Source organism: Dorea sp. D27, from assembly GCF_001185345.1.
Taxonomy (GTDB): Bacteria; Bacillota; Clostridia; order Lachnospirales; family Lachnospiraceae; genus Extibacter.
Map to the genome: position 1 here is coordinate 250530 of NZ_KQ236744.1, position 24166 is coordinate 274695.

The window sequence follows — 24166 nt, forward strand, 5'->3', positions numbered from 1 at the left end:
CAGAGATGATGGCAAAAGGGAGAATTATACAGGTCATGGGGCCTGTCGTCGATGTGGAATTTGACAGCAGGGAGGACCTTCCGTACATAAAAGACGCGCTGGAAGTTGACAACAACGGCAGCCGTTCCGTCATGGAGGTGGCACAGCACGCGGGCAACAATATTGCCCGCTGCATCATGCTTGCGTCAAGTGACGGATTGTATAAAGGCATGGAGGTGACGGCCACGGGCGAAGGCATCAGAGTACCGGTAGGAAAGCAGACGCTCGGACGCCTGTTCAATGTGCTTGGTGAGGCCATTGACGATGGGAAGGCGATGGAAAGCGGCGGCAGACGGTGGGAAATACACAGGAAAGCCCCCAGCTTCGAGGAGCAGAGTCCGGCGGTGGAGGTCCTGGAGACGGGAATCAAGGTTATCGATCTGCTGACACCGTATGCCAAAGGAGGCAAGATCGGCCTGTTCGGCGGAGCCGGTGTGGGAAAGACCGTACTGATACAGGAGCTGATACATAATATTGCAACAGAACACGGTGGGTATTCCATATTTACCGGCGTGGGCGAGCGTTCCAGGGAAGGAAACGATCTGTGGACAGAGATGAAAGAGTCGGGGGTTCTGGACAAGACCGCGCTCGTGTTCGGCCAGATGAATGAGCCGCCAGGAGCACGTATGCGTGTGGCGGAGACCGGCCTTACGATGGCGGAATACTTTCGGGACGAGGAGCATCAGAATGTGCTGCTCTTTATAGACAACATATTCCGTTTCGTGCAGGCAGGATCTGAGGTGTCCGCTCTTCTTGGCCGCATGCCTTCCGCAGTCGGATACCAGCCCACGCTGGCACAGGAGATGGGAGCGCTTCAGGAGAGGATAGCGTCCACGAAGAACGGCTCCGTCACATCCGTGCAGGCGGTATATGTACCCGCGGATGATTTGACAGACCCGGCCCCTGCGACGACATTTTCTCATCTGGATGCGACGACGGTTCTGTCAAGGAAGATAGTAGAACAGGGAATCTACCCGGCGGTGGATCCGCTGGAGTCCACATCCCGCATACTGGAGGCAGATGTCGTTGGCGAGGAGCACTATCAGACGGCCAGAAAAGTGCAGGAGATACTGCAGAAATATAAAGAGCTGCAGGATATCATTGCCATACTTGGCATGGAGGAGCTGTCGGAAGAAGACAAGATGACGGTAAACCGAGCCAGAAAGATTCAGAAATTTCTGTCACAGCCGTTCTCTGTCGCAGAGACATTTACCGGCGTCAAGGGAAGATATGTGCCGCTTGTGGAGACCGTGCGCGGATTTAAAGCGATCATCGACGGAGAGATGGACGCATATCCAGAGAACGCATTTTTTAATGTAGGAACGTTGGAAGAGGTAAAGGAAAAAGCGAAAAAGGAAGTGTAAGTGAGACATGAATACATTTTTCTTAAAAATTATATGCAGCGATAAAGTATTTTTTGAAGGCCGCTGCCAGAACGTTATCCTTCCGACGCCGGAAGGGCAGATGGGGGTACTGGCCCATCATGAAAATATGGTGGTGGCGGTAGAGATTGGCGAACTCCGGCTTCAGACGAAGGAAGGAGAATGGATGGAGGCAGTCGTATCAAAGGGTTTCGCTGAAATAATCAACAATCGCGTCACAATCCTAGTCAACGCCGCAGAGCGTCCGGAAGATATCGATGTGCTGCGCGCCAGGGAAGCGAAGGAGCGTGCCAAGGAACGCCTGAGGCAGAAGCAGAGCATACAGGAATATCATCTTTCGCAGGCTTCCCTCGCGAGGGCCATGACACGTCTGCGGGCGTCGAAGCACGGGAAAAAATATATCTGATTATATTAGGAAGAGCTCTTCGAAGAGCTCTTCAAACGAAGCGTCAAAGAGATTATTCTTTTTCCATACGATTGATATTTCATGTGTGATGCCTGGGGATGGCAATTCTATTTCTTTCAGAATACCGTCCTCCAGCTCTTTTTTTACCGCTGTCTTGTACAGGAACGTTATGCCGCGGTCCGCGGTTACAAGTTCTTTTATCGTATTCATATTCCCGATCGTGATGATATTGGCAAAGTCTTTCAGTGTGATATCCGCGTCTTCCAGTGCCTGTTCCATAATCATTCGTGTGCCGGAGCCCGGCTCCCGTATGATGAGGCTTTCCGCCGTCAGGTCGCGCAGCGTCTCAGGATGATGTGCAAAAGTATGGCTTTGGCAGCAGACGGGGATAAACTGTTCCTCGCGGTAGACCTGATGTCTGTAAGAAGTGTGCGGATAGTTGCCTTCCAGCAGCGCGAAGTCAATCTCGCCGTTGTCGAGGCTGCTTAACAGCTTCTTCGTGTTGGCTACTGTGACGGTGACATCGGAATCGGGATGAGACTTCAGATAGTGGATCAGTGGTTCTGATATCATATATTCGCCGACTGTCAGCGTCGCGCCGAAGCGGAGCGTGTTTCTTTTATTTTTAAGTATTGCGATCTGTTCCTTCAGATATATTTCATTATTCCGAAGTGAGGTGAAAGACTTCTGAAGCAGAAGTCCTGCGTCTGTGAGACAGATCTTTTTTCCCTCGAAGTGAAAAAGCTTCGTGGAATAATAGTCCTCCAGATATTGGATGTGCTGTGACACGGCGGGCTGTGATATGTGAAGTGATCTGGCGGCTTTTGTAAAACTCATCTCCCGGCAGACGGCCAGGAAGGTCTCGGTTCTGTTGTCCAGCATATGGTACTCCTTTTAAGTGACAAGGTTATTATATTTATTAACAGTGCAATAAGTATAATATGATGATAACATATGCTTATGAAAAAATAAATAATTATAATTTTACATTATGGAGATTCGATGGTATTATTTTCATGTTGCGTAAGAAGAAGATACTGGAGGAAATGAGATGGAATTTATAAAGAAGAACTGGCAGGGCATGCTTCTGTGTATCGCCATAGCAGTACCGTCAAGGCTGCTAGGGAAGCAGTTTCCGATTATCGGTGGACCGGTCATCGCGATACTGGCGGGAATGGTTATTACACTATTTATAAAAGAAAAAGGGAAACTGGAGAGCGGAATCAAGTTCACTTCCAAAAAGATTCTGCAATATGCAGTTGTCTTGCTGGGATTTGGTCTTAACTTAAGAGTAATCCTGGAAACAGGAAGGCAGTCGCTGCCAATCATCATCGCTACGATATCAACGTCGCTCCTCATTGCATATGCACTGCACAGAGCGATGCATATACCGGGCAAGATATCTACACTTGTCGGAGTAGGGTCCTCCATATGCGGCGGCTCCGCCATTGCGGCGACGGCACCTGTCATTGACGCAGACGATGAAGAAGTGGCTCAGGCAATCTCTGTCATATTCTTCTTCAATGTCCTGGCGGCAGTGCTGTTTCCTATGCTTGGAACGGTACTTGGATTCTCCACGCATTCCGGGGAGGGATTTGGCATCTTTGCCGGTACCGCGGTCAATGACACTTCGTCTGTAACCGCCGCCGCTTCTACCTGGGACAGCATGTTTGGCCTCGGCAGCGCTACTTTGGACAAGGCGGTGACAGTAAAGCTTACAAGGACGCTGGCGATTATCCCGATTACGTTAGTGCTTGCATTCATCAGAACGAGAAAGGCAGAGAAAGAGGCTGCAGGACAGGTGTCGCTGAAGCAGGTATTCCCATTTTTCATCCTGTACTTTATCGGAGCGTCAATTATCACGACTGTGGCTCTAAGTGCGGGAATCTCTGGGGAGGTATTCACGCCGCTGAAAGAGCTGTCCAAGTTTTTCATCATTATGGCGATGGCTGCCATCGGCCTGAATACGAATATCGTCAAGCTGGTCAGGACCGGGGGTAAGCCCATACTCATGGGAATGGCCTGCTGGGCCGGCATCACCGCCGTAAGCCTGCTGATGCAGCATTTTCTTGGTCTGTGGTAATGACCTGCATACCGTGAGGCTGCATTCATGCCGTAAAAAAGCAGCCAGCTAAAAAAATTCCGCCCACATATCTAAAAAGAGACGTCTGTTACATGACGTCTCTTTTTCTTATACTCTAATCACAACAAACAATTCTAAAGAAAACGGAGGGAAATGTTATGAAGAAATTGTTGAGTGTACTGCTTGCAGTGGCAATGATGGCAGCGCTCCTCGTAGGCTGTGCCGACAAGGAGGAGGCCAAGGACAGTGGCGATGGTAGCAGCAAGGATCTCACGATTGCTTTCAGCTTTGAAGACCTGGAAACAGAATTCTGGGTGGCAGCCCATGAGATTATCACGGACACGCTGAAAGACGAAGGCTACAAAGTAATCGAACTGAACTGCCAGGGGGATGCGAACAAGCAGCTGGAACAGGTCAATGACGCGCTGACACAGGATATCGACGGAATCATCATGATACCGGTGGACGGAGACACGGCTGTGACAGTCACCACAGCGGCAAACGAGTCTGAAGTTCCAATCGTCATCTTCAACCGTCCGCCGACATCTGACGAAGGCAGCAATATCACAGTAGTGTGTGACAATGCCACGACAGCAGAGGCTACGGTGGATTACATGGTAGAACAGGCAAAGGCAAAGTTCGACGAGACCGGCAAGAAGCTGACACCTTGTATTCTCGTAGGTGATCTTGGGGACCCGAATGCGATAGAACGTAAAAACGGATTCTACGCAGCAATCGAGAAAGAGAAAGACATCTTTAATGAAGTAGTCGAAGTGCCTACAGAATGGGATGCCGCTACGGCGCTTGCAAACCTTCAGAGCGCGGTACAGGCTAATCCGGAGATAGACTTTATCTTCTCATCTTCTGATTTCCTCTTCCCTACGATCCAGTCTGTCGTAGAGCCTCTGGGAAAATGGCAGAAAGCAGGGGATGCTGACCATATTATCCTTGGAGGGCTTGACGGCGACTCCACAGCAGGAAAGCTTATTGACGAAGGGTATGTAGATGCTACAGGAGTCCAGGACTTGTTCTACGAGGCTGATGCAGCGATGAACGGAATCATAAAGGCCATCGAAGACGGAGAGGCAGCACCGGACGAGGTGGTAGAAGACCCCGGATTCGCACTCACCCAGGGTAATCTGGAAGAAAAGAGAATGGATATGTGGGGAAATGCAGTAAGCGCTGAAAAGTAATAGGCACGCAGGCATAAGGGCCGCCGCCCGGCAGTGAGCTGCCGGCGTGCGGCCCAAAAGAATACAAGGAGGTTATGATATGGGTGTTTTTACGAAGAAAACACAGGCGAAGGGCGGAAAGAAAACTGCAAAGCAGATTGTTATGAATATGTTCATGTCTGAATATTTCATATTTTATCTTACGATCTTATGCTTTGTCTGTGTCATCCCATTTGTGCCAAGGATTATTACAAGAAGCAATCTTCTCAACGTAATGTCTAACTTATGGCCGCTGCTCGTCGTTGCTGTCGGACAGACATTTGTACTGCTGCTGGGCGGCATTGATCTGTCGCAGGTATCTGTCATAGGAGTTACAAGCGTGATTGGTACTGTACTCATGAGCAGTTCATTCCAGGAGGATATCTTTTCCTCTACGCCTCTGTGGGGCTGGCTTATCGGACCGGAAGGAGGCCCGCTTTCAGATTCCGGCATGGCAATACCGCTCTGTATTCTTGTAATGCTTATAGCCGGAACGCTGATAGGCATGTTCAACGGATTTTTTGTCGCGCGGTTCAAGATGCCGCCCTTCATGGTAACACTCGTCACACAGATGTTTCTGCTTAACTTTGCCATCTTCCTTACGCAGTCCAGAAATGTCATGGGGCTGCCGGAAGGATTCAAGAAACTGGGCAAAGGGGCACTCGGGGGAATCATACCATACGCGGCGATACTTACTCTGACCGTGACTGTCATCGCGTATTTTATATTGAAGAAACTCGTACTTGGGAAGTGGATATACTCGACCGGAGCTAATGAGACGGCCAGCATCGTATCCGGCGTGCCGACAAAGAAGGTCACGATATTCTGCTATGCATTCAGCGGATTCTGCGCCGCCGCAGGTTCTGCCATCTACTCCGCCCGGCTGAATATGGGGCGCCCTACTTTGGGAGAAGACCTGACGATGGACATCGTAGGAGCGGCGGTACTGGGCGGTACGAGCCTGCTCGGCGGTAAGGGCAAGGTCACCTGGACCGTGTTTGGCGTACTGTTCTATACGATACTGTTCAATGTGCTGAACCTGTTCAACTTATCGTACTACACGATTAACATAGTGAAAGGATTCGTGATTCTGGCAGCGGCATTCCTGGATGTGGTGAGGACAAGGCTGGCTGTAAAGATGTCAATCGAGAATGAGGCAGGTGTTTAATATGAGTGAATACGTATTACAGTTAGAGCATATTGCAAAGAGTTTCTTTGGAATTGCAGCTTTAAAAGATGTCAGCTTCGCGCTGGAAAAGGGAGAGCTCCTGAGTCTTATAGGAGAGAACGGGGCCGGTAAATCAACGCTTATGAATATTATCGGAGGCGTGCTTAAGGCTGATAAGGGGAATCTCTATCTGAACGGCAGCGCATATCATCCGCAAAAACCGGCAGATGCCACAAAGGCCGGCATCGCATTTATACATCAGGAATTGAACTTGTTCACGAATCTGAGCATCATTGACAATATGTACATAGATTCTTACCCGCGTATTCCGGGAACGCCGATCATCAGGAAGGCAGCCGTCGCGGAAAGGGTAAAGGAAGTGCTTGCGTCAGTGGATCTGAATGTTCCGCCTGAGACGGTTGTCGAAAAGCTGTCGCCCGGTGAGCGCCAGCTCGTAGAGATTGCTAAAGCATTGTCTTCCGACCCGCAGATATTTATATTTGACGAACCGACGACCTCCCTCACTGCAAGAGAGACAGAAAAGCTGTTTGCCATCATAGAACGGCTGAAGCAGGAGGGAAAGTCCATCATATACATATCCCATATACTTGCCGATGTACAGCGTCTGTCGGATCATATCATCGTGCTGAGGGACGGGACCATCACTGACAACGACAGGAAAGAAAAATATACGATCAACCGTATGATCAGCTCCATGATTGGGAGAGAGATCGACCAGCTCTATCCGACTAAGACAAACCGCCCTTCTGCAGAGCCGGTTCTGGAGCTTAAGGACATATCCCAGAAGGGGATTACATACAAGGTCAACATGAAGGTACACAAAGGAGAAGTGGTCGGCATGTTCGGGCTCATGGGCTCAGGAAGAAGCGAACTTGCCAGAATCGTATACGGGCTGGATCCCCACGAAGAAGGTAAGATACTCATACACGGCAGGGAAATCAAGAAGATTACTCCAAAACTAGCCATTAAGAACAAAGTGGCTTTCGTTACGGAAAACCGGAGGGAAGAGGGGCTGTTTATGGAATTTACGATACGGGATAACCTTTCTCTCGTATCTGTACCTGAAAAGGCCCGTACGAAGCTAAAAATTGTAGATGACTCCACGGTAAAAAAGAGTACGCAGGATATGGTAGACACGCTGAAGATAAAATGTCCGCCAATTGGAAACAATCCGGCAAAAAGCATGAGCGGCGGCAACCAGCAGAAGGTAGTCATCGGCAAATGGCTGCTCAGCAATCCTGATCTGCTTATCGTAGATGAACCGACAAGAGGCATCGATGTCGGCGCCAAGTATGAGGTATATTCTATCATCAATAATCTGGCTTCCGAAGGGAAAGGCATCTGGGTCATATCATCTGAACTGGAAGAGCTGATGGGGATATGTGACCGCATCATAATCATGGGTAACGGAGAGGTGCGCGGCGAGCTTGCGCGAGAAGAATTTGACAAAGAAGCTATCATGAAAGCCGCGTTTAACCAGAACGGGAAGGGGGACAAATAATATGAAGTCTAAGGAGGGTGCCAGCAGGCTGCTGTTTAAAAATATACCGCTGCTGCTGTTCATAATCATTTTTGTCCTGTTTGGCTTGTTTTCACCGAAGTTCCTGAGCATGGCTTCTTTCAGCAATATCATACTGAATTCCTCTTATGTGGGGATTATCGGTATCGGTATCATGTTCGTCCTGCTGACAGCGGGAATCGACCTGTCGGTCGGTTCGGTCATGTACCTGTCAGCCGCCTCCACCGGGCTTTTGATTGCCAGATTCCATGTCCCGACGGCGGCCGGGGTAGTGGCAGGAATCGGAGTGGCGCTGCTCATCGGGCTTTTCAATGCATTCTGTATCATAAAGCTGAAGATTCTTCCATTTGTAACGACGCTCGGTACGATGACTGCGGGGAGGGCAATCGGAACGTGGATGACACGTTCGGAATCTGTCAACCTCCCGAAGTCAATCACTTCGCTCGGCTCCCAGAAGATTGCAAATGTACCGATGGCAATTCTCCTGTTCCTGGCAATCGCCGCGGCAGCGGCGCTGTTTCTGGCCAGGACAAGGCTCGGGCGTCAGATATACGCGGTCGGCAATAATCCGGAAGATGCCCGGAAAGCAGGAATCAGCAACGATAAGATATTATTTACGGTATATATGCTGAGTGCGCTGCTGGCCGGAATCGGAGGTATCATCTCAGTAGCCCAGATAGGCATTGTCAATGCCTCCTTTGGCAAAGGGGAAGAATTCAACGCCATCGCCGCGGCAGTCCTGGGCGGAACGAGCCTTGCAGGCGGAAGCGGCAAAGTATCCGGAACCATATTGGGGGCGGTCATGATCCAGATGATTCAGTCAGGACTTGTCTATATGCAGGTGGATATGTATATACAGCCTCTCATATCAGCGGGAATCATCTTCCTTGCCGTGTTCCTTGACAGTGTGAGAGGCCGGTATATGGCAAAAGCAGAGGCCAGAAATATCAGAAATGAAAACCTGGCAAGTGAATAGAGTTACATACGCAGAAGATAGAGGCCTGAATCATAACGGCCTCTATTTCATATCCGGGAAATAGGTGTACAGGTTTTCCCGGTTTACCGAAATCAGTCCGGTGTATACGGTATCCGGTATAGCAGAAGTAACCCCGTCGGCCAGATTGTTGATCTTGATAGAAGAGTGGTTGATGTCGTAAAGGATAGCGGCGGCGTAGTATGTGAACACGGCCCGCTTCTGTCCTATGATGACGTCCACGTCGCCGCTTTCTACAAGTGCCAGGTTGTCTGGCTCGATGTCCATGGCAGTAACTTTGATGTCATGATCTGCAGATGATTCGCTGAGACCGTTCGTAATACCTATCGCACTGTTGGAATTAAAGCCGGAGATACCGGCTATGTCGGGATGGGTCTCTACAATGAGCTTCGTAATCCGTTCCGACTCGTCATAGCTGGCCATGTCATCATATTCCCCGACGATGGTGATATCAGGATAGTTGTCTGTGACGGAATGATAGCCTTCAAACGCGGCTTCTGTCGTGTCGGCTCCGCCGATGCCCATAATCGCGACTTTCCCCTTGCCGCCTATGAGCTTGACCATAGCCTCGGCCTGGGTGACGCCGATTTCATACCAGTCTGAACCTGCAAAGGCAATCCGTTTTGATGTGGAAACATCGGAATCTACCGTCACTACCGGAATTCCCTGCCGTATTGCCTTGTCGATTACGGAAGCCAGGCTTTGTTCCATGCCGAGCACGACGATACCGGCGGGCTTGCGGGAGATGGCTTCCTCCATTGCCTGGATCTGCCCGGGAATATCGTATTCTTCCGGGCCGAGGATTGTTGTGGTGACGTGCCTGTCGATGCCAAACTGGCGGAATGCCGGAATGTCATTTTCCTGAAACATGCTGTGTCCTGTCATAGTGGCAACCCAGATATATTCTTCATCGCCGGCGGCCGTTTCGGTATCCGGCGGACGGTCTCCCGACAGCCGGTTTACGGAAATGGACGCCAGCAGTACAAGGCAGATGCAGACCGCCAGTACGAGCGGCAGCAGCAGCTTGTTCTTCTTGAGCCTGTTCGATAGGATATCCTTTTTCATAGGTACCTCCTAATTTTGAGAAAGTGAGATTGCCCTTTGAATAAATTCTTCGGGGGTGGACAGGTTATAAAATAATTCTTGTGGTAAAGCGTGCAGCTCTTTACTTCCTGTATAAGGAGATAAGTAAAAATGTTCGGAAGGAACGTAACAGTCCTGGCTTTTGATTTTGCTCCAGGAGGCGGTCAGCTTTTCATTTACGGAGTAGTTCTGTATGTTCGTCATGGTGCGGGTGTCCTCGATATATTGGAATACCGTTTCATACCGGGTGTAATAATCCAGAAACGTACGACTGATATCAATGTTGGAGCTCTCTTTGCAGATACCGATAACAGAGTCGGCAGGGCTTCCGACCACCATCTGCGTGCTGCCGTTCCACGACGGATAGAATCCGCATACATCAATGTTGATCTGCTGCAGTACAGAATCATCGACCATGGATATATAAGTCTCCGGTGCCACTGTCATCGCATAAGTAGAGTCCAGAAATGCCTGGAAAGCCTGTTCGCCTGTCATGTGCAGGCTCGTCTCAGTCAGATATCCGTTCTTACGTATATCGCGGCACAGCCTGAGGGAATCCAGATATTCAGGATTGTCCAGATTACGAAAGCCTGAAGATACTGTGACCGGCGAGCCTGCCGTCACGAAAGCATCCGCGGTCAGCAGTGTCAGAAGGTCATTGGCGGAAGCGCTGTCGGCAAGGCCGGCAGAAAGTGGAGCGATGCCGTTTTCCTTAAAGACGCGGCAGGCATCCATGAAGTTTTGGAGGGTGTCCGGGGGCGCCAGACCATACTTGTCAAAGAGTGAGGCGTTGTACCATACGCCGAGATAATTGCTCTGGTAAGGGATGCCGAAATATTTGTCCGACCGGGATATCCTCTTCAGGTAGTCGAGTGCATTTGAATTGATACGGGTAAAGGCATCCATATCTGTTATCGGAAGAAGTATATTGTTATAGATGTATTTCGGATATGCTTCGGCAGGGATTTCAATGATATCTACGGAGTCGTCCTGGTCCAGCTTTTCGTCCAGATATGACAGGTAGCCATAGACAGAATACCGCTCGATATTGATCTTGTAATCCGGATACTTATCGTGGAATCCGTCAAGCGTAGACAGCGGAATGTCCTTATAGGTAATAATATTGATGGAGCGGGTTTCCTTTGACGTACCTGGCGGACTGTTTAAATAAGAATAAAAGAAGAGGAAGGAAATGACAGCACCGGCAGCTAATATTATGAATAAGATTTTTTTAAATAACCTTTTGTGCATAATAGCCAAAACCTCCTGCGGTAAAACATGGAAACTATAGAAAAAATAATGTAATAATAATATAATAAAAACAACATTTTTACAAGGAGACAAATTTTAGTTTTTCAAACAAAATATGCAGGGCTGATATATGAAAATAGTAAAGTATAAAGACTTAAAAATGAAAAACAAGCTGTTTATCGGCTTCCTTCTCGTAATAGCAGTGCTCGTATCGCTGCTCGGCTATTTCAGCATGACCTTCAGCGAGCAGTCTATCAGGATCCAGATGCTGGATTCCATACAGGAGACGATGACGCAGATGGGGGAAAATATCGAGGGAGAGATTCAGAAGGTTCTGGACGTATCGGCCCAGGTATGTCTGAATCAGGATCTCGGTACCATTCTGCAGGAGGAAAAGCCAAAGACGATAGAAGAGTACTATCGTAAAGACAGAACGATGCGTCAGATTCTGAATGATTCTTACGCCACATATTTTTCGGTCGAGGATGTCTTCGTCTGCTCTTATAACGGCAGCGTATACGGCTCGGACAAAAATAAGCTGAGTCTGACGGCGGATTATGATTTTACGAGGACGGGCTGGTTCGAGGATATGAAACAGAGCGGGGCGAAGATAAGCATTCTGTCGCAGTACGACAGTAGCTCTTACATAAGTACAGGAGAGCCTCAGAAGTTATTTTCTATCGTAAAGAAAATTTATAATTATAAATCAGGCAAGGAGATTGGCTGCCTTATCATCCATATGAACAGCGATATCCTTGGAAATGTGCTGCAGAGCGTCAACAGCAATGAATACCAGCAATGTCTGATTATCGACAATAATAAGAAGATCATCTATCATCCTGATTCTGACTACATAGGTACACAGTACCGGGAAGCAAGAGTGAGTGAACTGCTCACCGTGCAAAACGGCTATATGGAGTCGCTGTCGGAGAAAGGGTATCTCGTATTCAGCACATCACCGGTCACCGGATGGAGCGTTGTCTGTGTGGTGGATAATAAATATATTATGGACAGTATCAACCGCCTTCGTCTGTTCCTCATTCTGACGGCCCTGTTCTGCGTTATATTATCCGTATACTTTGCAAGTTATATAAGCAAGACGATAAGCGACCCTGTGGCAAGACTTCAGAGGAAGATGCACCAGGTCGGCGAAGGAGACTTTGACATACGGGCGGCGACAGGGGCATCGGATGAGATTGGACAGCTCACCATGTCCTTCGACAAGATGGTGGAGCGCACGAAACAGCTGATTGAGAATGTATACCAGTCGGAAATCTACCAGAAGGAAGCGGAGCTGAATGCGCTGCAGGCTCAGATCAATCCGCATTTCCTGTACAATACCCTGCAGACGATTGATATGATGGCGGAGGAGGAAGAGGCAGATGAAATCAGCGACGCCTGCCAGGCGCTGTCTAAAATCTTCCGTTATTCTATCAACCGGGGCCAGGAATTCGTCCATGTGCAGGATGAGCTTGTGCATATTGAAAATTATATGCTGATTCAGAAGCTGCGGTTTGGAAATAAGCTGGATGTCAGATATGATATCCAGGAGGACTGCAGGGAGCTGTATATCGTTAAACTGCTGATTCAGCCGATGGTAGAGAATGCTGTTGTACATGGGATGGAAAACGTGCTCGACCAATGTCTTGTGACAATCCGCGTGTACAGGGACAGGGACTGCCTGTACGCGGAAGTGGAGGACAACGGAACCGGCATCGGTACAGAACAGCTGGACAAGCTGAATGAAAAGCTGGCCCATAGCGGGGAACAGAAGATGGTCCACGAAGTAGATTATGTAAAGAGCCATACAAGCATAGGGCTGGAAAACACGAATGCAAGAATCAAGCTGTATTTTGGACAGGAATACGGAATTACGATTACTAGTGAAGAAGGTACAGGGACTAAAGTGCGGATCAGGCTCCCTGTCCGGACATAGAGGAGGTATTATATATGTACGTGGCAATGGTCGTAGATGATGAAGAGATTATACGCAGAGGGATATGCAGGAAGCTGGAACGTTTTTTCCCGGAGCTTAAGCTGGCTCCTCCTCAGGAGAATGCACTGGAAGCGCTGCACTATATACAGGGCAGCCAGGTGGACATCGTGTATGTGGATATCAGAATGCCGCTCGTTGACGGACTGGAATTTATCAGCAGGGCAAGGCAGTACAATCCATATCTCCAGTTCGTCGTAATCAGCGGATATACGAATTTTGAATATGCCAAATCAGCCCTGCAGCTGAAAGTGAAGGATTACCTGCTGAAGCCGATAGACAACGGCGAGTTTAAAGAGGTGACCACACGCCTCATACAGGAGCTGGACCAGAAAGAAAGGCAGATCAGAGATATAAGCATCGTCAAAGGACAGGCGGAAGAGGGAAAATTCTTTAAAAAGTGCCGCTATCTGACAGAACTTGTCCGTGTCGACTCATCTATGGATACGGTAGAACTTATGAAAGATCTGGAGGAAATGGATATCCGGTTTGCAAACCCACACTACAGGGTGGTGGCCGTGCTGATACAGGACATACGGTCTGTCCCGGAATTTGAGGATGTGTCGGGGCTTTCCATCCTGCAGTTTGCCGTGTGCAACATTATCGATGAAGTGTTCCTGCACTGCGGCTGTACTTCCTTTGTACATGAGAAGGGGGAAAACCAGTTTGTTATCATCCTGAATACAGAGACTTCTCTTGCAGTACATTTCCTGCGTGAAAAAGCAGTCCATCTCGTGAATGTGCTAAAGAACATATATGGGATGGACGCGTCCGCAGGGATTGGAAAGGAAGTGCTGCGTACGGAAGACTTGTGCGTCAGCTATGCGGGAGCGCTGGAATCCAGCCTCCAGTGCTCCATGCTCGGATTTTCCAAAGTAGACATCTGTGAAGGGACGAAGGAGAAGAAATTAAATCTGCGCCTGCTGAATGAATTTGATAAAAATATACTGGAAGGTTACATTAAATCACAAAATGAAACCGGAATATGCCAGTTCGTAGATGAGATGCTGCGCAAGGCAAAAGATGACGGACTCAGCTACACGAATGTGAAGGTGATGTGCCTGGATATCTACATGCTGGCTGCAAAGCTCCTTATGGAGAAGGGAAAGGATACAGAGACTGCGGTCAGGATGCTGGAGAAGCTGGAACGGCAAGCCGTGGAAAATACGGGATTAGAAGAGTTCAGAAAGTATCTGGAACAGACATTGCAGGACATAAGCCGGCAGTTCGACGACCGGAAGAAAAGCAGTGGAAAGACACTTATAACCGATATTCTTATCTATGTGGAAGAGCATTACAGCAAGGATGTAAGCCTTGGCACGATTGCCGGGAAATTTTTTATCAATCCAAGCTATCTGAGCCAGCTGTTTAAAAAAGAGATGAATATGAAGTTCATTGATTATATTACAGACGTAAGAATAAAAAAAGCCCTTGTCCTGCTGGAGACGACAAGCCTGACCGTAAACGAAGTGGCCGAGGCGGTAGGATATAAGGATACAAGGTATTTCCGGGAGATCTTCGTCAAGCATATGGGACAGACCCCGTCACAGTATCGGAGCGGGAAATTAGCTGATTAAGTCAGAGGTGTGCGAGCGTACATCCACAACTGCAAAGAGCCGGAATCAGGCACGGAGATGTTATGTGAGATAACATCCCCGTGCCTGATTCCGGCTCTTCTTGCAGCAACTGCTGCATACCTTTCCCGCCGGCGTCCACTATACAACAAAAATTCTCTTAATGTTCTAAAAATTCCCCCGCTCAAAAAAGAAACCGGCTGTGATAAATTACTGGACATAGAGAGAAACTTTCATTTTTACATGAAAAAAATGAAAACGGAGGGACAGCATTGGATAGAAAAGATATTATTTCTGAAGTGGAACGGACAATCCGGGAGGAAGGGGAGGCGGTCCAGGCACTGTCCGGGCAGCTGGATATGGAAAAGATGGCAGAGCTTGTCTCCCTTATTGGCAGCAGGAAAGGGAAAGTAGTGATGTCAGGCTGCGGTACGTCTGCCATGGCAGCCAGAAAAGCAGTACATTCGTTGAACTGCATCGAGTGTTCCGCGGTATTTCTGACGCCATCGGATGCTGTACACGGCGGTCTCGGGGTTCTGGATAAAGATGACATACTTATCCTTATAAGCAAGGGAGGCAATACGGAGGAGCTCGTACAGCTCATACCGGCCTGCAGGAGCAAAGGGGCCGTGCTGGTCGGGGTGACGGAGGATGAAACGTCTGCAATTGGGCAGGCGGCGGACCTCTGCCTGAAAGTAAAGGTCGTGCGTGAGCCGTGCCGGTTCAATATGCTGGCGACTGCCAGCACGCTGGCGGTCATATCTCTGTTTGACGCGGTCTGCATCGCCTTGATGCAGTATACAGAATATACAAAGGAGCAGTTTGCGGTCATCCATCCGAAAGGGGCGGTGGGGGAACGGCTCACCGGAAAGGAGGCTTCGCATGAAAGATATGATGAAGGCGGCAGTATTCAAGGGAATTGAGCATATTGAGATTGAAAGCAGAGCGATTCCGCAGTGCCCGGAAGGTGGGATTCTTGTCAGAGTCGTATCCTGCGGTATCTGCGGCGGCGACATACGTAACTACCACAGCGGACTCAGAAATGGAATGACCGGACAGATCATGGGCCATGAGATAGCAGGGGAAGTCGTGGAAACGGCAGATGGCGTGGACAGATATGCGGCGGGCGACCGGGTCGCGCTGGCACCGGATGTCAGCTGCGGAGAATGCTACTACTGCCGGAGAGGCATGGTGAATCTGTGCGACAGCCACCGCATGCTCGGGACGCATTTTCCCGGAGGGTTTGCCCAGTATATCGCCATACCGAAGATCGTACTGGAAAGAGGATTTGTGGAGCACATACCTGGGGACATGAGCTATGATTATGCAGCCTTTGCAGAGCCGGTATCAGGAGTCGTGGCTTGCCAGAAATATAATCACATATCATATGGGGACACGGTAGTCGTAATCGGGGACGGGCCTGTCGGATGTCTCCATATGGAAGTAGCAGAGGCCAGGGGTGCTTTCCAGACGGTTATGCTCGCCAGAGGCCGTATAGAACAGGCCAGGAAGTTTGGATTTGAGCATCTGATCTGTAATAAGAACGAGGAAGAGGCGACAAAGGAAGTGAAGGCGATTATCGGTCCGGGCGCAGATGTGGTAATCTGTGCGGTGCCGAACGCATCGGCGCAGCAGCAGGCATTGGCGCTTGTGAAGAAGCGGGGGCGGGTCATCATATATGGAGGGCTTCCAAAGGACAGACCGATGACTACCCTGGACTCTAATAAGATTCATTATAACGAGATCATGGTACTTGGAGCATTTTCCTATTCAGCGGTAGGGCTGGAAGACGCGCTCAAAACGATACATGCAGGGAAAGTCAGTACAGATAAATATCTAAGCGCGAAGGTACCCCTTGATAAGATCGTGGAAGGAATGCATATGGTGGAAAGAGGTGAAGCGCTGAAAGTGCTCGTAGATCCATGGGCCTCATAAAAGCAGCAGATGGAGGGGCCGGGAAGCAAGTAAAGCAGAAGGAAAGGAAGGACTAGAAAGATGTATGAGATTGACACAAAGCTGAGTGAGCTGGAAAGAGCCGGTACGCCGGTGAGGACAGCCCTCATCGGAGCCGGGCAGATGGGCAAGGACATCGTGGCGCAGATGGAGGGGATGAAGGGAATCGAATGTGACATTGTTGTCGATGTAAGAACGGACATCGCTTTGGATGCCTATCGGCAGTCAGGCTGCACATGTGAGGTGGTGGAAGCGCACACTGCCGCAGAGGCGGAAGCTGCTATTGCATCGGGTAAGAAGGTCGTGACGACGGATTATAAGACAGCCGTCCGTACCGGGCAGATTACGAATGTGATTGACGCCACGGGCTCTCCGGAGATGGGTGCACGGGTTACGATGGAGTGTATCTTCCATAAAAAACATATCGTGATGATGAATGTAGAGTGTGACATAACGATTGGGCCGATACTTCGCAGGCTGTGTGAACAGGCCGGCATCGTATACTCTCTGACCGCGGGAGATGAGCCGGGTTCCATCATTGAGGTGTACCGGTTTGCCAAAGCGCTCGGATTTGACGTGGTAGCTGCAGGAAAGGGGAAGAACAACCCGCTGGACATCTATGCCAATCCTGGTATGCCCGAATGGAAGGAAAAAGCAAAAAAGAGGGAGATGAACCCGAGGATGCTCATAGAATTTGTGGACGGCTCGAAGACGATGATTGAGATGTGCGCAGTTTCTAATGCTACAGGGCTTAGACCTGACATAAGAGGCATGCACGGACCAAAATGCGACGTAAAAGACCTGGCTAAGGTGTTTTCGCTGAAAGAGCAGGGGGGAATCCTGGAACATACAGGTGTAGTGGACTACGGAATCGGGGACATCAACCCGGGAGTATTCGTCATCGTGACGACAGAGAACAAAAGAATCAAAGACGGCCTCGTGCAGAGAGACATGGGGGAAGGGCCGAACTACCTCCTGTATCGTCCGTACCATCTCTGCTCCATCGAGACGCCGATTACGGCAGTACAGGCAGCCGTATATGGGGAATCGACCGCACATCCTATGGACCACCTTACGAGCGAATGCATCACGGTAGCCAAAAAGGATATGAAGGCAGGGGAAGTACTGGATGCAATCGGCGAATACTGCTACCGGGCCTCTGTCGAACTGGCAGACACCGCCCGAAAGGGGAATATGCTTCCCGTCGGACTTGCGAAGGGAGCCGTGCTCAGAACGGATGTAAAGAAAGACGAAGTCATCACATATGATATGGTGGAACTTGACGACAGCTCTGTACTGCTGCAGCTGCGCAGGATGCAGGATGAAGTGCTTGGCTGCTGATGCAGACGGAGAAGAAAGGAGAACATGACTATGGACAATAAGGTGATAATCGGCTACGCCCCGACAAGAAGGAGGATATTCAGTGCCAAGGATGCGGTAAAGTATAAGAAGCTCATAGCAGACAAGCTTAGAGAATGGGAGATAGAGTTCATTGACATCGAGGATATAAACGAAGAAGGACTGCTCAGGTGTGCTGAAGATGTGGAACCGGTCATAGACAAGTTCCGGAAGGCCAGAGTAGACGCCTTGTTCCTCCCTCACTGCAATTTCGGCTCGGAACACAGCTGTGGCAAGGTGGCGGCAGCCCTGAATGTCCCGGTCCTTTTATGGGGACCAAGGGACGAGGCACCGGAGCCGGACGGCAGCAGGCTGAGGGATACCCAGTGCGGGCTGTTCGCTACGGGAAAAGTACTGAGAAGAATGCAGGTTCCATTTACTTACGTTCCGAACTGCCGTGTAGACAGCCCGCAGTTTGAGAGGGGGTTCCGTAACTTTACGGCTGCGGCTAATGTAGTCAAGGAGTTCCGCAAGGGAAGGATCCTTCAGATAGATACGCGTCCGGCAGACTTCTGGACGATGATGGTGAATGAAGGCGAATTGCTGGAGAAGTTCGGCATACAGGTATTTCCTATCACTATGGTGGAGTTTGCGGATAAAGTGCTGGAGCTGGAAGCGTCCGGCGATGAGGATGTGGAAGAGACCGTCCGCTATATCCATGATCATATGGAGGTGTGCATTCCGGAGGATTCGGTACGCCGTGTAGCAGCACTTAAGACAGCGATGAAATATTTTGCCCGGATCAATGGATGCAACGCGGTTGCCATCCAGTGCTGGGATGCTCTGCAGCAGGCGCTTCACGTAATGCCGTGCTGTGCAAACGCGCTCCTGACTGACGAAGGCATACCGGTAGTCTGCGAGACAGATATCCATGGAGCAATCACCGCAATTATGGTACAGGCAGCCGGAATGGGAAGGACGCCAAGCTTTTTTGCAGACTGGTCGGTGCGGCATCCGGAGAATGATAATGGAGAGCTGCTGCAGCACTGTGGCCCATGGCCCATATCGCTGGCGAGAGAGAAGGCCAGGCTTTCCAGGCCATTTGCATTTCCGGAGCACTGTCCGGGAGCGGTCGTATCAGAACTGAAGCCCGGGGAGATATCTATCTTAAGGTTTGACGGTGATAACGGTGACTATGGAATGCTCATGGGAAGGGCCAAGACGATAGAAGGGCCGGAGACAATCGGTACCTATGCCTGGGTAGAGATACCAGACTGGCCGAAGGTAGAGACTATGATAGTGAAAGGTCCTTATGTCCATCATGCAGTCGGAATCCACGGTGACATACTACCGGTCATATATGAGGCATTAAACTATATTCCGGGTGTGCGGGCAGATTTCTACAATGAGGAACAAGAAAGAGAGACCACATATGCTGCTTGGAATTGATGTGGGCACGACAGGTGCCAAAGCAATGGTATTTACAGAAGAAGGTGAGGCGAGGGGATATGCGTTCCGGGAATATGGGATCCTGTATACGAAGGAAGGCTATGCCTGCCAGGATGCGGAGTACGTCTGGCGCGTAACGAAAGAGGTCATACGTGAAGCGGCCAGAGAGGAGGGGCAGCATATCAGAAGCATATCCATCTCCGTACAGGGGGACGCGGTCATACCTGTCGACTGCAACAGAACAGCAATAGACTATGCCCAGCTCGGCATGGATTACCGGGGCACCGGTGAGGTCCAGCTGTGCGAAAGCAGGCTAGGAGCCGAAGCAGTATTTGCCAGGACGGGCATGCGGCCCCACCCCATGAATACATTTATAAAAATATTGTGGATAAAAAGACATGACAGCCGGCTATATGAAAAGACATACAAATTCGTAACGTATGCTGATTTCATCTTGGGCAAGCTCGGCAGCAGCAGTATTGTCATCGATTATACGATGGCCGCAAGGACGCAGGCATTTGATCTGCGTGAGGAAAGATGGTCTGAGGAAATACTGGGGGCATTTGGAATCGACGAGGAGAAACTTGGCACGCCGGTGCCATCGGGTACGGTGGCAGGTACGATAGACAGGGAGCTGGCAGAGGAACTTGGTATCAACAGCGGTGCCGTGCTGGCAGCAGGCGGGCATGACCAGACATGTGCTGCGGCAGGCGCCGGGATTACCGGAGAAGGGATGGCACTTGATTCTCACGGAACCGCGGAAGTCCTGACAGCCGTATGCGGGCGGCCCATACTGGGGAAGGTTATGTTCGACGGCTTTTATCCTTGCTATAACCATGTACTGCCGGGACGATACGCGACCTTTGGACTGAACCATACGGGGGGAGCGCTGCTGAAGTGGTTTGTAGAAGAATACTGCAAAGAGGACAAAAGGCTGGCGAAGGAGCAGGGAGCACAAGTATATGACTATATCATAGGAAGGCTTCCCCAGCCTCCGTCTCATGTGATGGTGCTTCCCTATCTGAACGGGAGCGGGACGCCCCACTGTGATTGGGAGATGCGGGGAGGCATACTGGGCCTTACGATGGCGACCGGTCGTTATGATATCGCCAAGGCCGTAATGGAATCGCTTTGCTTTGAGATGCGCCTTAATATGGAGCGGATGGAACAGGCCGGCATACCGATACGGGATATCAGATGTGCCGGAGGAGGGGCACGTTCGGCGGCCGGACTTCAGCTGAAGGCTGATATCATGGGGGTTCCCGTGACGACGCTGAAGGTGAGGGAGGCTGCATGCTTTGGGGCGGCAATCCTGGCCGGAAGGGCGATAGGACTCTACGAAAGCATGGAAGAGATACAATGCCTTGTCCGGACGGATATCACGTATGAGCCGGAAAAAGTGAGACGGAACATGTACGAGGAAAGGTACCGGGTCTACCGTGGGCTTTATGACGTGATGAAGCCGGTGATGTCCCGGGTAGGCAGAGTAGATGCAGAAAATATCCCATAAAGTACAGGTAGAGCTCAATGCGGTATACCATGCACTCAAAAGTGCGGAGAAGAAAGCTGCGGATTATGTGCTTTTACATCCGCAGCAGGCTGCCTGCCATTCGATTACCGAGTCGGCAAAGCGGGCGGGCTGCAGCGAAGCGACATTAGTCAGGCTGGCTCAGAAGCTTGGATACGGGGGCTATGCGCAGATGAAGCAGGCGCTGCTGCCGGCTGAGGCGGTGACAGAGCTGGATATGCCGCTGCCATACGGCGACATCGGGGAAAGCCGGGATGCAAGCACAGTAATCCGCAGCGTATTCGGTGTGGCCGCCCAGGCGCTGGAAGATACGATGCAGCTGCTGGACAACGAAGCGTATGAAAAGTGCCTTGCATATATCATCCACGCAGGGAAAGTCTTGATTGCAGGTGCAGGGGATGCCTATACGGTAGCGTACAGCGCGTATCTTAAGTTTTCGCGGGTTGGCATTGCCGCCGCCTGTCCGGCGGACTTTGATGTCCAGCTTATGGAGGCGTCGGGAATGGGGCCGGACGACGTGCTGCTGCTCATCTCTCATTCAGGTGAGACGAGGACGCTTTGCCGGGTCGCAGAGGCAGCAGGAAAAAAAGGAACCCACATTATCACTGTGACGAATTATCCGCTGTCAACGCTTGCAAGACTGTCAGGCTGTGTCATACGGACAGCCGCATTTACGAAGAATCCGTGCAATGAGACCGTTGCAAAGAGGATTCCTGAGCTCTGCATCATAGAGGCACTGTATATCAGCATACTGCAGGGGCCGGACGAGCAGTATGCAAAGACGCTTAAGTGCTCCAATGAGCAGCTGAAGAAAAACAAGTTCTAAAAAAAGTCTGACGAATATCTAAAAAATACCGGGCTAAGATATAAAATCAGAAATGTTAAAATGAGAGCGTAAAGAGTTATAGATTCTTACGCTCTCGTTTGCGTACAAATAAGACAGAAAAGAGGTAGCGGAATGTGTAAGACGGAGATGCAGCAGAAAGAAGAAATCGTGGAGGCGGGAAAATCCCTTTATGACAAAGGGCTGCTCGTGGGGACAGACGGAAATATCAGCATCCGCCTGTCTGAACAGGAAGTGCTCATAACAGCGTCCGGCTTCTGCAAGGGCAGGCTTACGGCAGAACAGATTACGAAAGTGGACATGGAAGGCCATGTTCTGGAAGGGCTGAAGCCCGCCAGGGATATCCGTATGCATCTGGCGGTCTACAGGGAGTGCAGGGAGGCAAAAGCAGTCGTACATGCCCATCCTCCCGTCACTACCGGTTATGCCATGTCAGAAGTGTCGTTTGAAAAGACGGCGCTGCCGGAAGTGCTGTTCGCCCTGAAGGGTATCGCGGTTACAGAATATACGACGCCTACAACGGTAGAAGTGCCGCTGGAAGTAAGCCGAGTCATGGCAGAGGACCCGGAATGCCGGACGATACTCCTGGCAAACCACGGTGCCCTGACAATAGGCAGCGATGTCGGCGAAGCCTTCTATATGATGGAGACGCTTGAGATGTTTCTGAAAGCAAATCTGGTCTCAAAGCTTCTGGGCAATACCCGTTATCTGGACGAAGTACAGATGGAAAAAGTAAACCGCTTGATAAAAGGAGAAGATCCGGACAGTGTTATTGGAGGTACGAAATGAACAATTATTTTATGGGACTTGACTATGGAACCGGAGGATGCAAGGTATGTATCATCGATGAGAGAGCAGAAGTGCTCGCCTATGCGTACCGGAAGTATGACATTATCACGAACCAGGACAATTATTCAGAACATGACGTGCATGACTACTGGCCCGCCACGTGTGCAATGATAAAAGAGTGCATGGACAAGGCAGGCGTGAAACCGGAAGATATCAGAGGCATCGGCACGTCATCCGCCCTGCCGTCGCTCGTGATGGTAGATGAAGAGGGCAATCCGGTGCACAATGCATACAATCTGATGGACCGGAGGGCGGACAGGCAGGAAAATTGGCTGAAAGAATATATAGGTACGGACGAAATATTCCGGCTGACCGGCAACCGGATTGAAGACCATCCGATACTTGTGAACCTCCTCTGGGAAAAGGAGAACAGGCCGGAAGATTACAGGCGCATCTATAAAGCGCTGACCATCGACGGATATATCCGCATGAAGCTGACCGGGCAGATGACTGCACACCACAGCGCGGGTATCTTCTACGGGGTAGCCTATGACCTTGACCAGAACAAGTTTGACGAAGAGATGCTTGGACGGATAGGAATTGCCGCCTCTGTCCTGCCTGATTTCTACCGCTGTGAGGACATTATTGGAGAGGTGACGGAAGAGGCGGCAAAAGAGGCGGGGCTCGTACCTGGCATTGAAGTGGCAGGAGGGCAGGTTGACTGTAACGCCGGATGGATTGGGGCAGGAGCTACCGAGGTAGGGGATATCCAGATGAATCTGGGAACGTGTGGCAATATGGGAATCGTGAGGAATACGAAAGAGAAGTTCCGTGATATGTTCAACTTACAGTATACGACGGACTGTACCAATACTTATATTACAGTTACGACGACACAGACCGGAGGCCAGTGCCTGAGATATATGAAGGAGAACTTTGCGCAGCTTGAGACGGCGATGGAAGAACTGATTCCGGATTTTGACAGCTATGACTACCTCAACATGGAAGCAGACAGGATACCACCGGGGAGCGAAGGGCTTGTCGTACTGCCTTACCTGATGGGGGAGCGTACGCCGATATGGGATAATGACGCAAGAGGAGTCGTGTTCGGCCTGTCATTGTACCATACGAAAGCACATCTCGTGAGGGCGATGATGGAGGGGGTCGCTTATGCCTTGTACGATTCCTTTATCATATTGAAGGAAAGCGGAATCAAGATCAACTATCCCCTCGTCATGAATGAAGGCGGGGCGAAGAGCAGGCTCTGGAGAAGGATTATAACAGATGTGCTGAACGTGCCGACGGTATTCGTGAAGAACAGGGTCGGGGCTCCTTACGGAGACGCCCTTCTGGCGGCAGTGGCAACTGGTTATATGAAAGACTTCAGCATAGCGAAGGAGAAGGCACAATACGTGGAACCGATGGAGCCGATTGAGGACAACCATGAGATATATATGAAGTATTACCATATATACAAAAATCTTTACCGACATGTAAAAGAAGACTACAAAGATTTAAAAGAATTAAGAAAGCAGGTGTAG

At 50.1% G+C, this 24166-nt stretch carries 20 protein-coding genes; 17 read left to right on the forward strand and 3 right to left on the reverse strand.

Going from position 1 to position 24166, the window contains the following annotated elements; genetic code table 11:
• Window positions 1-8: 8 nt before the first annotated feature.
• Together atpD and atpC are read left to right on the forward strand one after the other, a co-directional pair.
• Window positions 9-1403: a F0F1 ATP synthase subunit beta gene (gene atpD / locus HMPREF0980_RS07720; RefSeq protein WP_049729165.1), complete on the forward strand. Its 1395-nt coding sequence runs from the start codon at window positions 9-11 to the stop codon at window positions 1401-1403.
• A gap of 7 nt (window positions 1404-1410) precedes the next feature.
• Entirely contained in the window at window positions 1411-1827 is a 417-nt protein-coding gene (gene atpC / locus HMPREF0980_RS07725) for an ATP synthase F1 subunit epsilon (protein WP_049728572.1), read from the forward strand.
• Here the strand turns inward: atpC and HMPREF0980_RS07730 are convergent, their stop codons facing one another.
• Entirely contained in the window at window positions 1828-2709 is an 882-nt protein-coding gene (locus HMPREF0980_RS07730) for a LysR family transcriptional regulator (RefSeq protein ID WP_049728573.1), read from the reverse strand.
• Window positions 2710-2878: 169 nt separating this feature from the next.
• On the opposite strand from HMPREF0980_RS07730, the gene HMPREF0980_RS07735 reads away from it, so the two are divergent.
• The 5 genes from HMPREF0980_RS07735 to HMPREF0980_RS07755 all read left to right on the forward strand — a co-directional run bounded on the left by HMPREF0980_RS07735 (window position 2879) and on the right by HMPREF0980_RS07755 (window position 8805).
• Entirely contained in the window at window positions 2879-3910 is a 1032-nt protein-coding gene (locus tag HMPREF0980_RS07735) for a YeiH family protein (protein ID WP_049728574.1), read from the forward strand.
• A gap of 158 nt (window positions 3911-4068) precedes the next feature.
• Window positions 4069-5103, forward strand: coding sequence for a sugar ABC transporter substrate-binding protein (locus HMPREF0980_RS07740; protein WP_198146211.1), 1035 nt, complete (start codon window positions 4069-4071; stop codon window positions 5101-5103).
• 79 nt (window positions 5104-5182) lie between these two features.
• Window positions 5183-6289 (forward strand): ABC transporter permease, encoded by a 1107-nt coding sequence (locus HMPREF0980_RS07745; RefSeq protein ID WP_049728575.1) that lies wholly within the window; start codon window positions 5183-5185, stop codon window positions 6287-6289.
• 1 nt (window position 6290) lies between these two features.
• Window positions 6291-7811 (forward strand): sugar ABC transporter ATP-binding protein, encoded by a 1521-nt coding sequence (locus HMPREF0980_RS07750; RefSeq protein ID WP_242847364.1) that lies wholly within the window; start codon window positions 6291-6293, stop codon window positions 7809-7811.
• 1 nt (window position 7812) lies between these two features.
• Entirely contained in the window at window positions 7813-8805 is a 993-nt protein-coding gene (locus HMPREF0980_RS07755; RefSeq protein WP_049728577.1) for an ABC transporter permease, read from the forward strand.
• A gap of 42 nt (window positions 8806-8847) precedes the next feature.
• Here HMPREF0980_RS07755 and HMPREF0980_RS07760 read toward each other — a convergent pair whose 3' ends face one another.
• Together HMPREF0980_RS07760 and HMPREF0980_RS07765 are read right to left on the reverse strand one after the other, a co-directional pair.
• Window positions 8848-9888: a substrate-binding domain-containing protein gene (locus tag HMPREF0980_RS07760; RefSeq protein ID WP_049728578.1), complete on the reverse strand. Its 1041-nt coding sequence runs from the start codon at window positions 9886-9888 to the stop codon at window positions 8848-8850.
• 9 nt (window positions 9889-9897) lie between these two features.
• Entirely contained in the window at window positions 9898-11157 is a 1260-nt protein-coding gene (locus HMPREF0980_RS07765; RefSeq protein WP_049728579.1) for an ABC transporter substrate-binding protein, read from the reverse strand.
• Window positions 11158-11287: 130 nt separating this feature from the next.
• On the opposite strand from HMPREF0980_RS07765, the gene HMPREF0980_RS07770 reads away from it, so the two are divergent.
• From HMPREF0980_RS07770 to HMPREF0980_RS07815, 10 genes are all read left to right on the forward strand, one after another.
• Complete coding sequence (locus tag HMPREF0980_RS07770) at window positions 11288-13093, forward strand: sensor histidine kinase (protein ID WP_049728580.1); 1806 nt, start codon at window positions 11288-11290, stop codon at window positions 13091-13093.
• Window positions 13094-13107: 14 nt separating this feature from the next.
• Window positions 13108-14727, forward strand: coding sequence for a response regulator transcription factor (locus HMPREF0980_RS07775; protein ID WP_049728581.1), 1620 nt, complete (start codon window positions 13108-13110; stop codon window positions 14725-14727).
• Window positions 14728-14996: 269 nt separating this feature from the next.
• Window positions 14997-15647 (forward strand): KpsF/GutQ family sugar-phosphate isomerase, encoded by a 651-nt coding sequence (locus HMPREF0980_RS07780; RefSeq protein ID WP_049728582.1) that lies wholly within the window; start codon window positions 14997-14999, stop codon window positions 15645-15647.
• Entirely contained in the window at window positions 15607-16659 is a 1053-nt protein-coding gene (locus HMPREF0980_RS07785; protein ID WP_049728583.1) for an alcohol dehydrogenase catalytic domain-containing protein, read from the forward strand. The genes HMPREF0980_RS07780 and HMPREF0980_RS07785 overlap by 41 nt, the downstream gene beginning before the upstream one ends.
• Window positions 16660-16719: 60 nt before the next feature.
• Window positions 16720-18018, forward strand: a complete 1299-nt coding sequence (locus tag HMPREF0980_RS07790) for an NAD(P)H-dependent oxidoreductase (protein ID WP_049728584.1) — start codon at window positions 16720-16722, stop codon at window positions 18016-18018.
• A 24-nt stretch (window positions 18019-18042) separates the two neighbouring features.
• Window positions 18043-19464, forward strand: coding sequence for an L-fucose/L-arabinose isomerase family protein (locus HMPREF0980_RS07795; RefSeq protein WP_442855431.1), 1422 nt, complete (start codon window positions 18043-18045; stop codon window positions 19462-19464).
• Window positions 19421-20974, forward strand: a complete 1554-nt coding sequence (locus HMPREF0980_RS07800; protein ID WP_084002704.1) for an FGGY-family carbohydrate kinase — start codon at window positions 19421-19423, stop codon at window positions 20972-20974. Before HMPREF0980_RS07795 ends, HMPREF0980_RS07800 begins: the two co-directional genes overlap by 44 nt.
• The gene (locus HMPREF0980_RS07805; protein ID WP_049728587.1) at window positions 20955-21818 is read left to right on the forward strand and encodes a MurR/RpiR family transcriptional regulator; all 864 of its coding nucleotides are present in this window, start codon (window positions 20955-20957) and stop codon (window positions 21816-21818) included. The genes HMPREF0980_RS07800 and HMPREF0980_RS07805 overlap by 20 nt, the downstream gene beginning before the upstream one ends.
• 132 nt (window positions 21819-21950) lie before the next feature.
• A complete protein-coding gene (locus tag HMPREF0980_RS07810) occupies window positions 21951-22625 on the forward strand; it encodes a class II aldolase/adducin family protein (protein WP_049728588.1) in 675 nt (224 codons plus the stop codon).
• Complete coding sequence (locus HMPREF0980_RS07815; protein WP_049728589.1) at window positions 22622-24166, forward strand: FGGY-family carbohydrate kinase; 1545 nt, start codon at window positions 22622-22624, stop codon at window positions 24164-24166. Before HMPREF0980_RS07810 ends, HMPREF0980_RS07815 begins: the two co-directional genes overlap by 4 nt.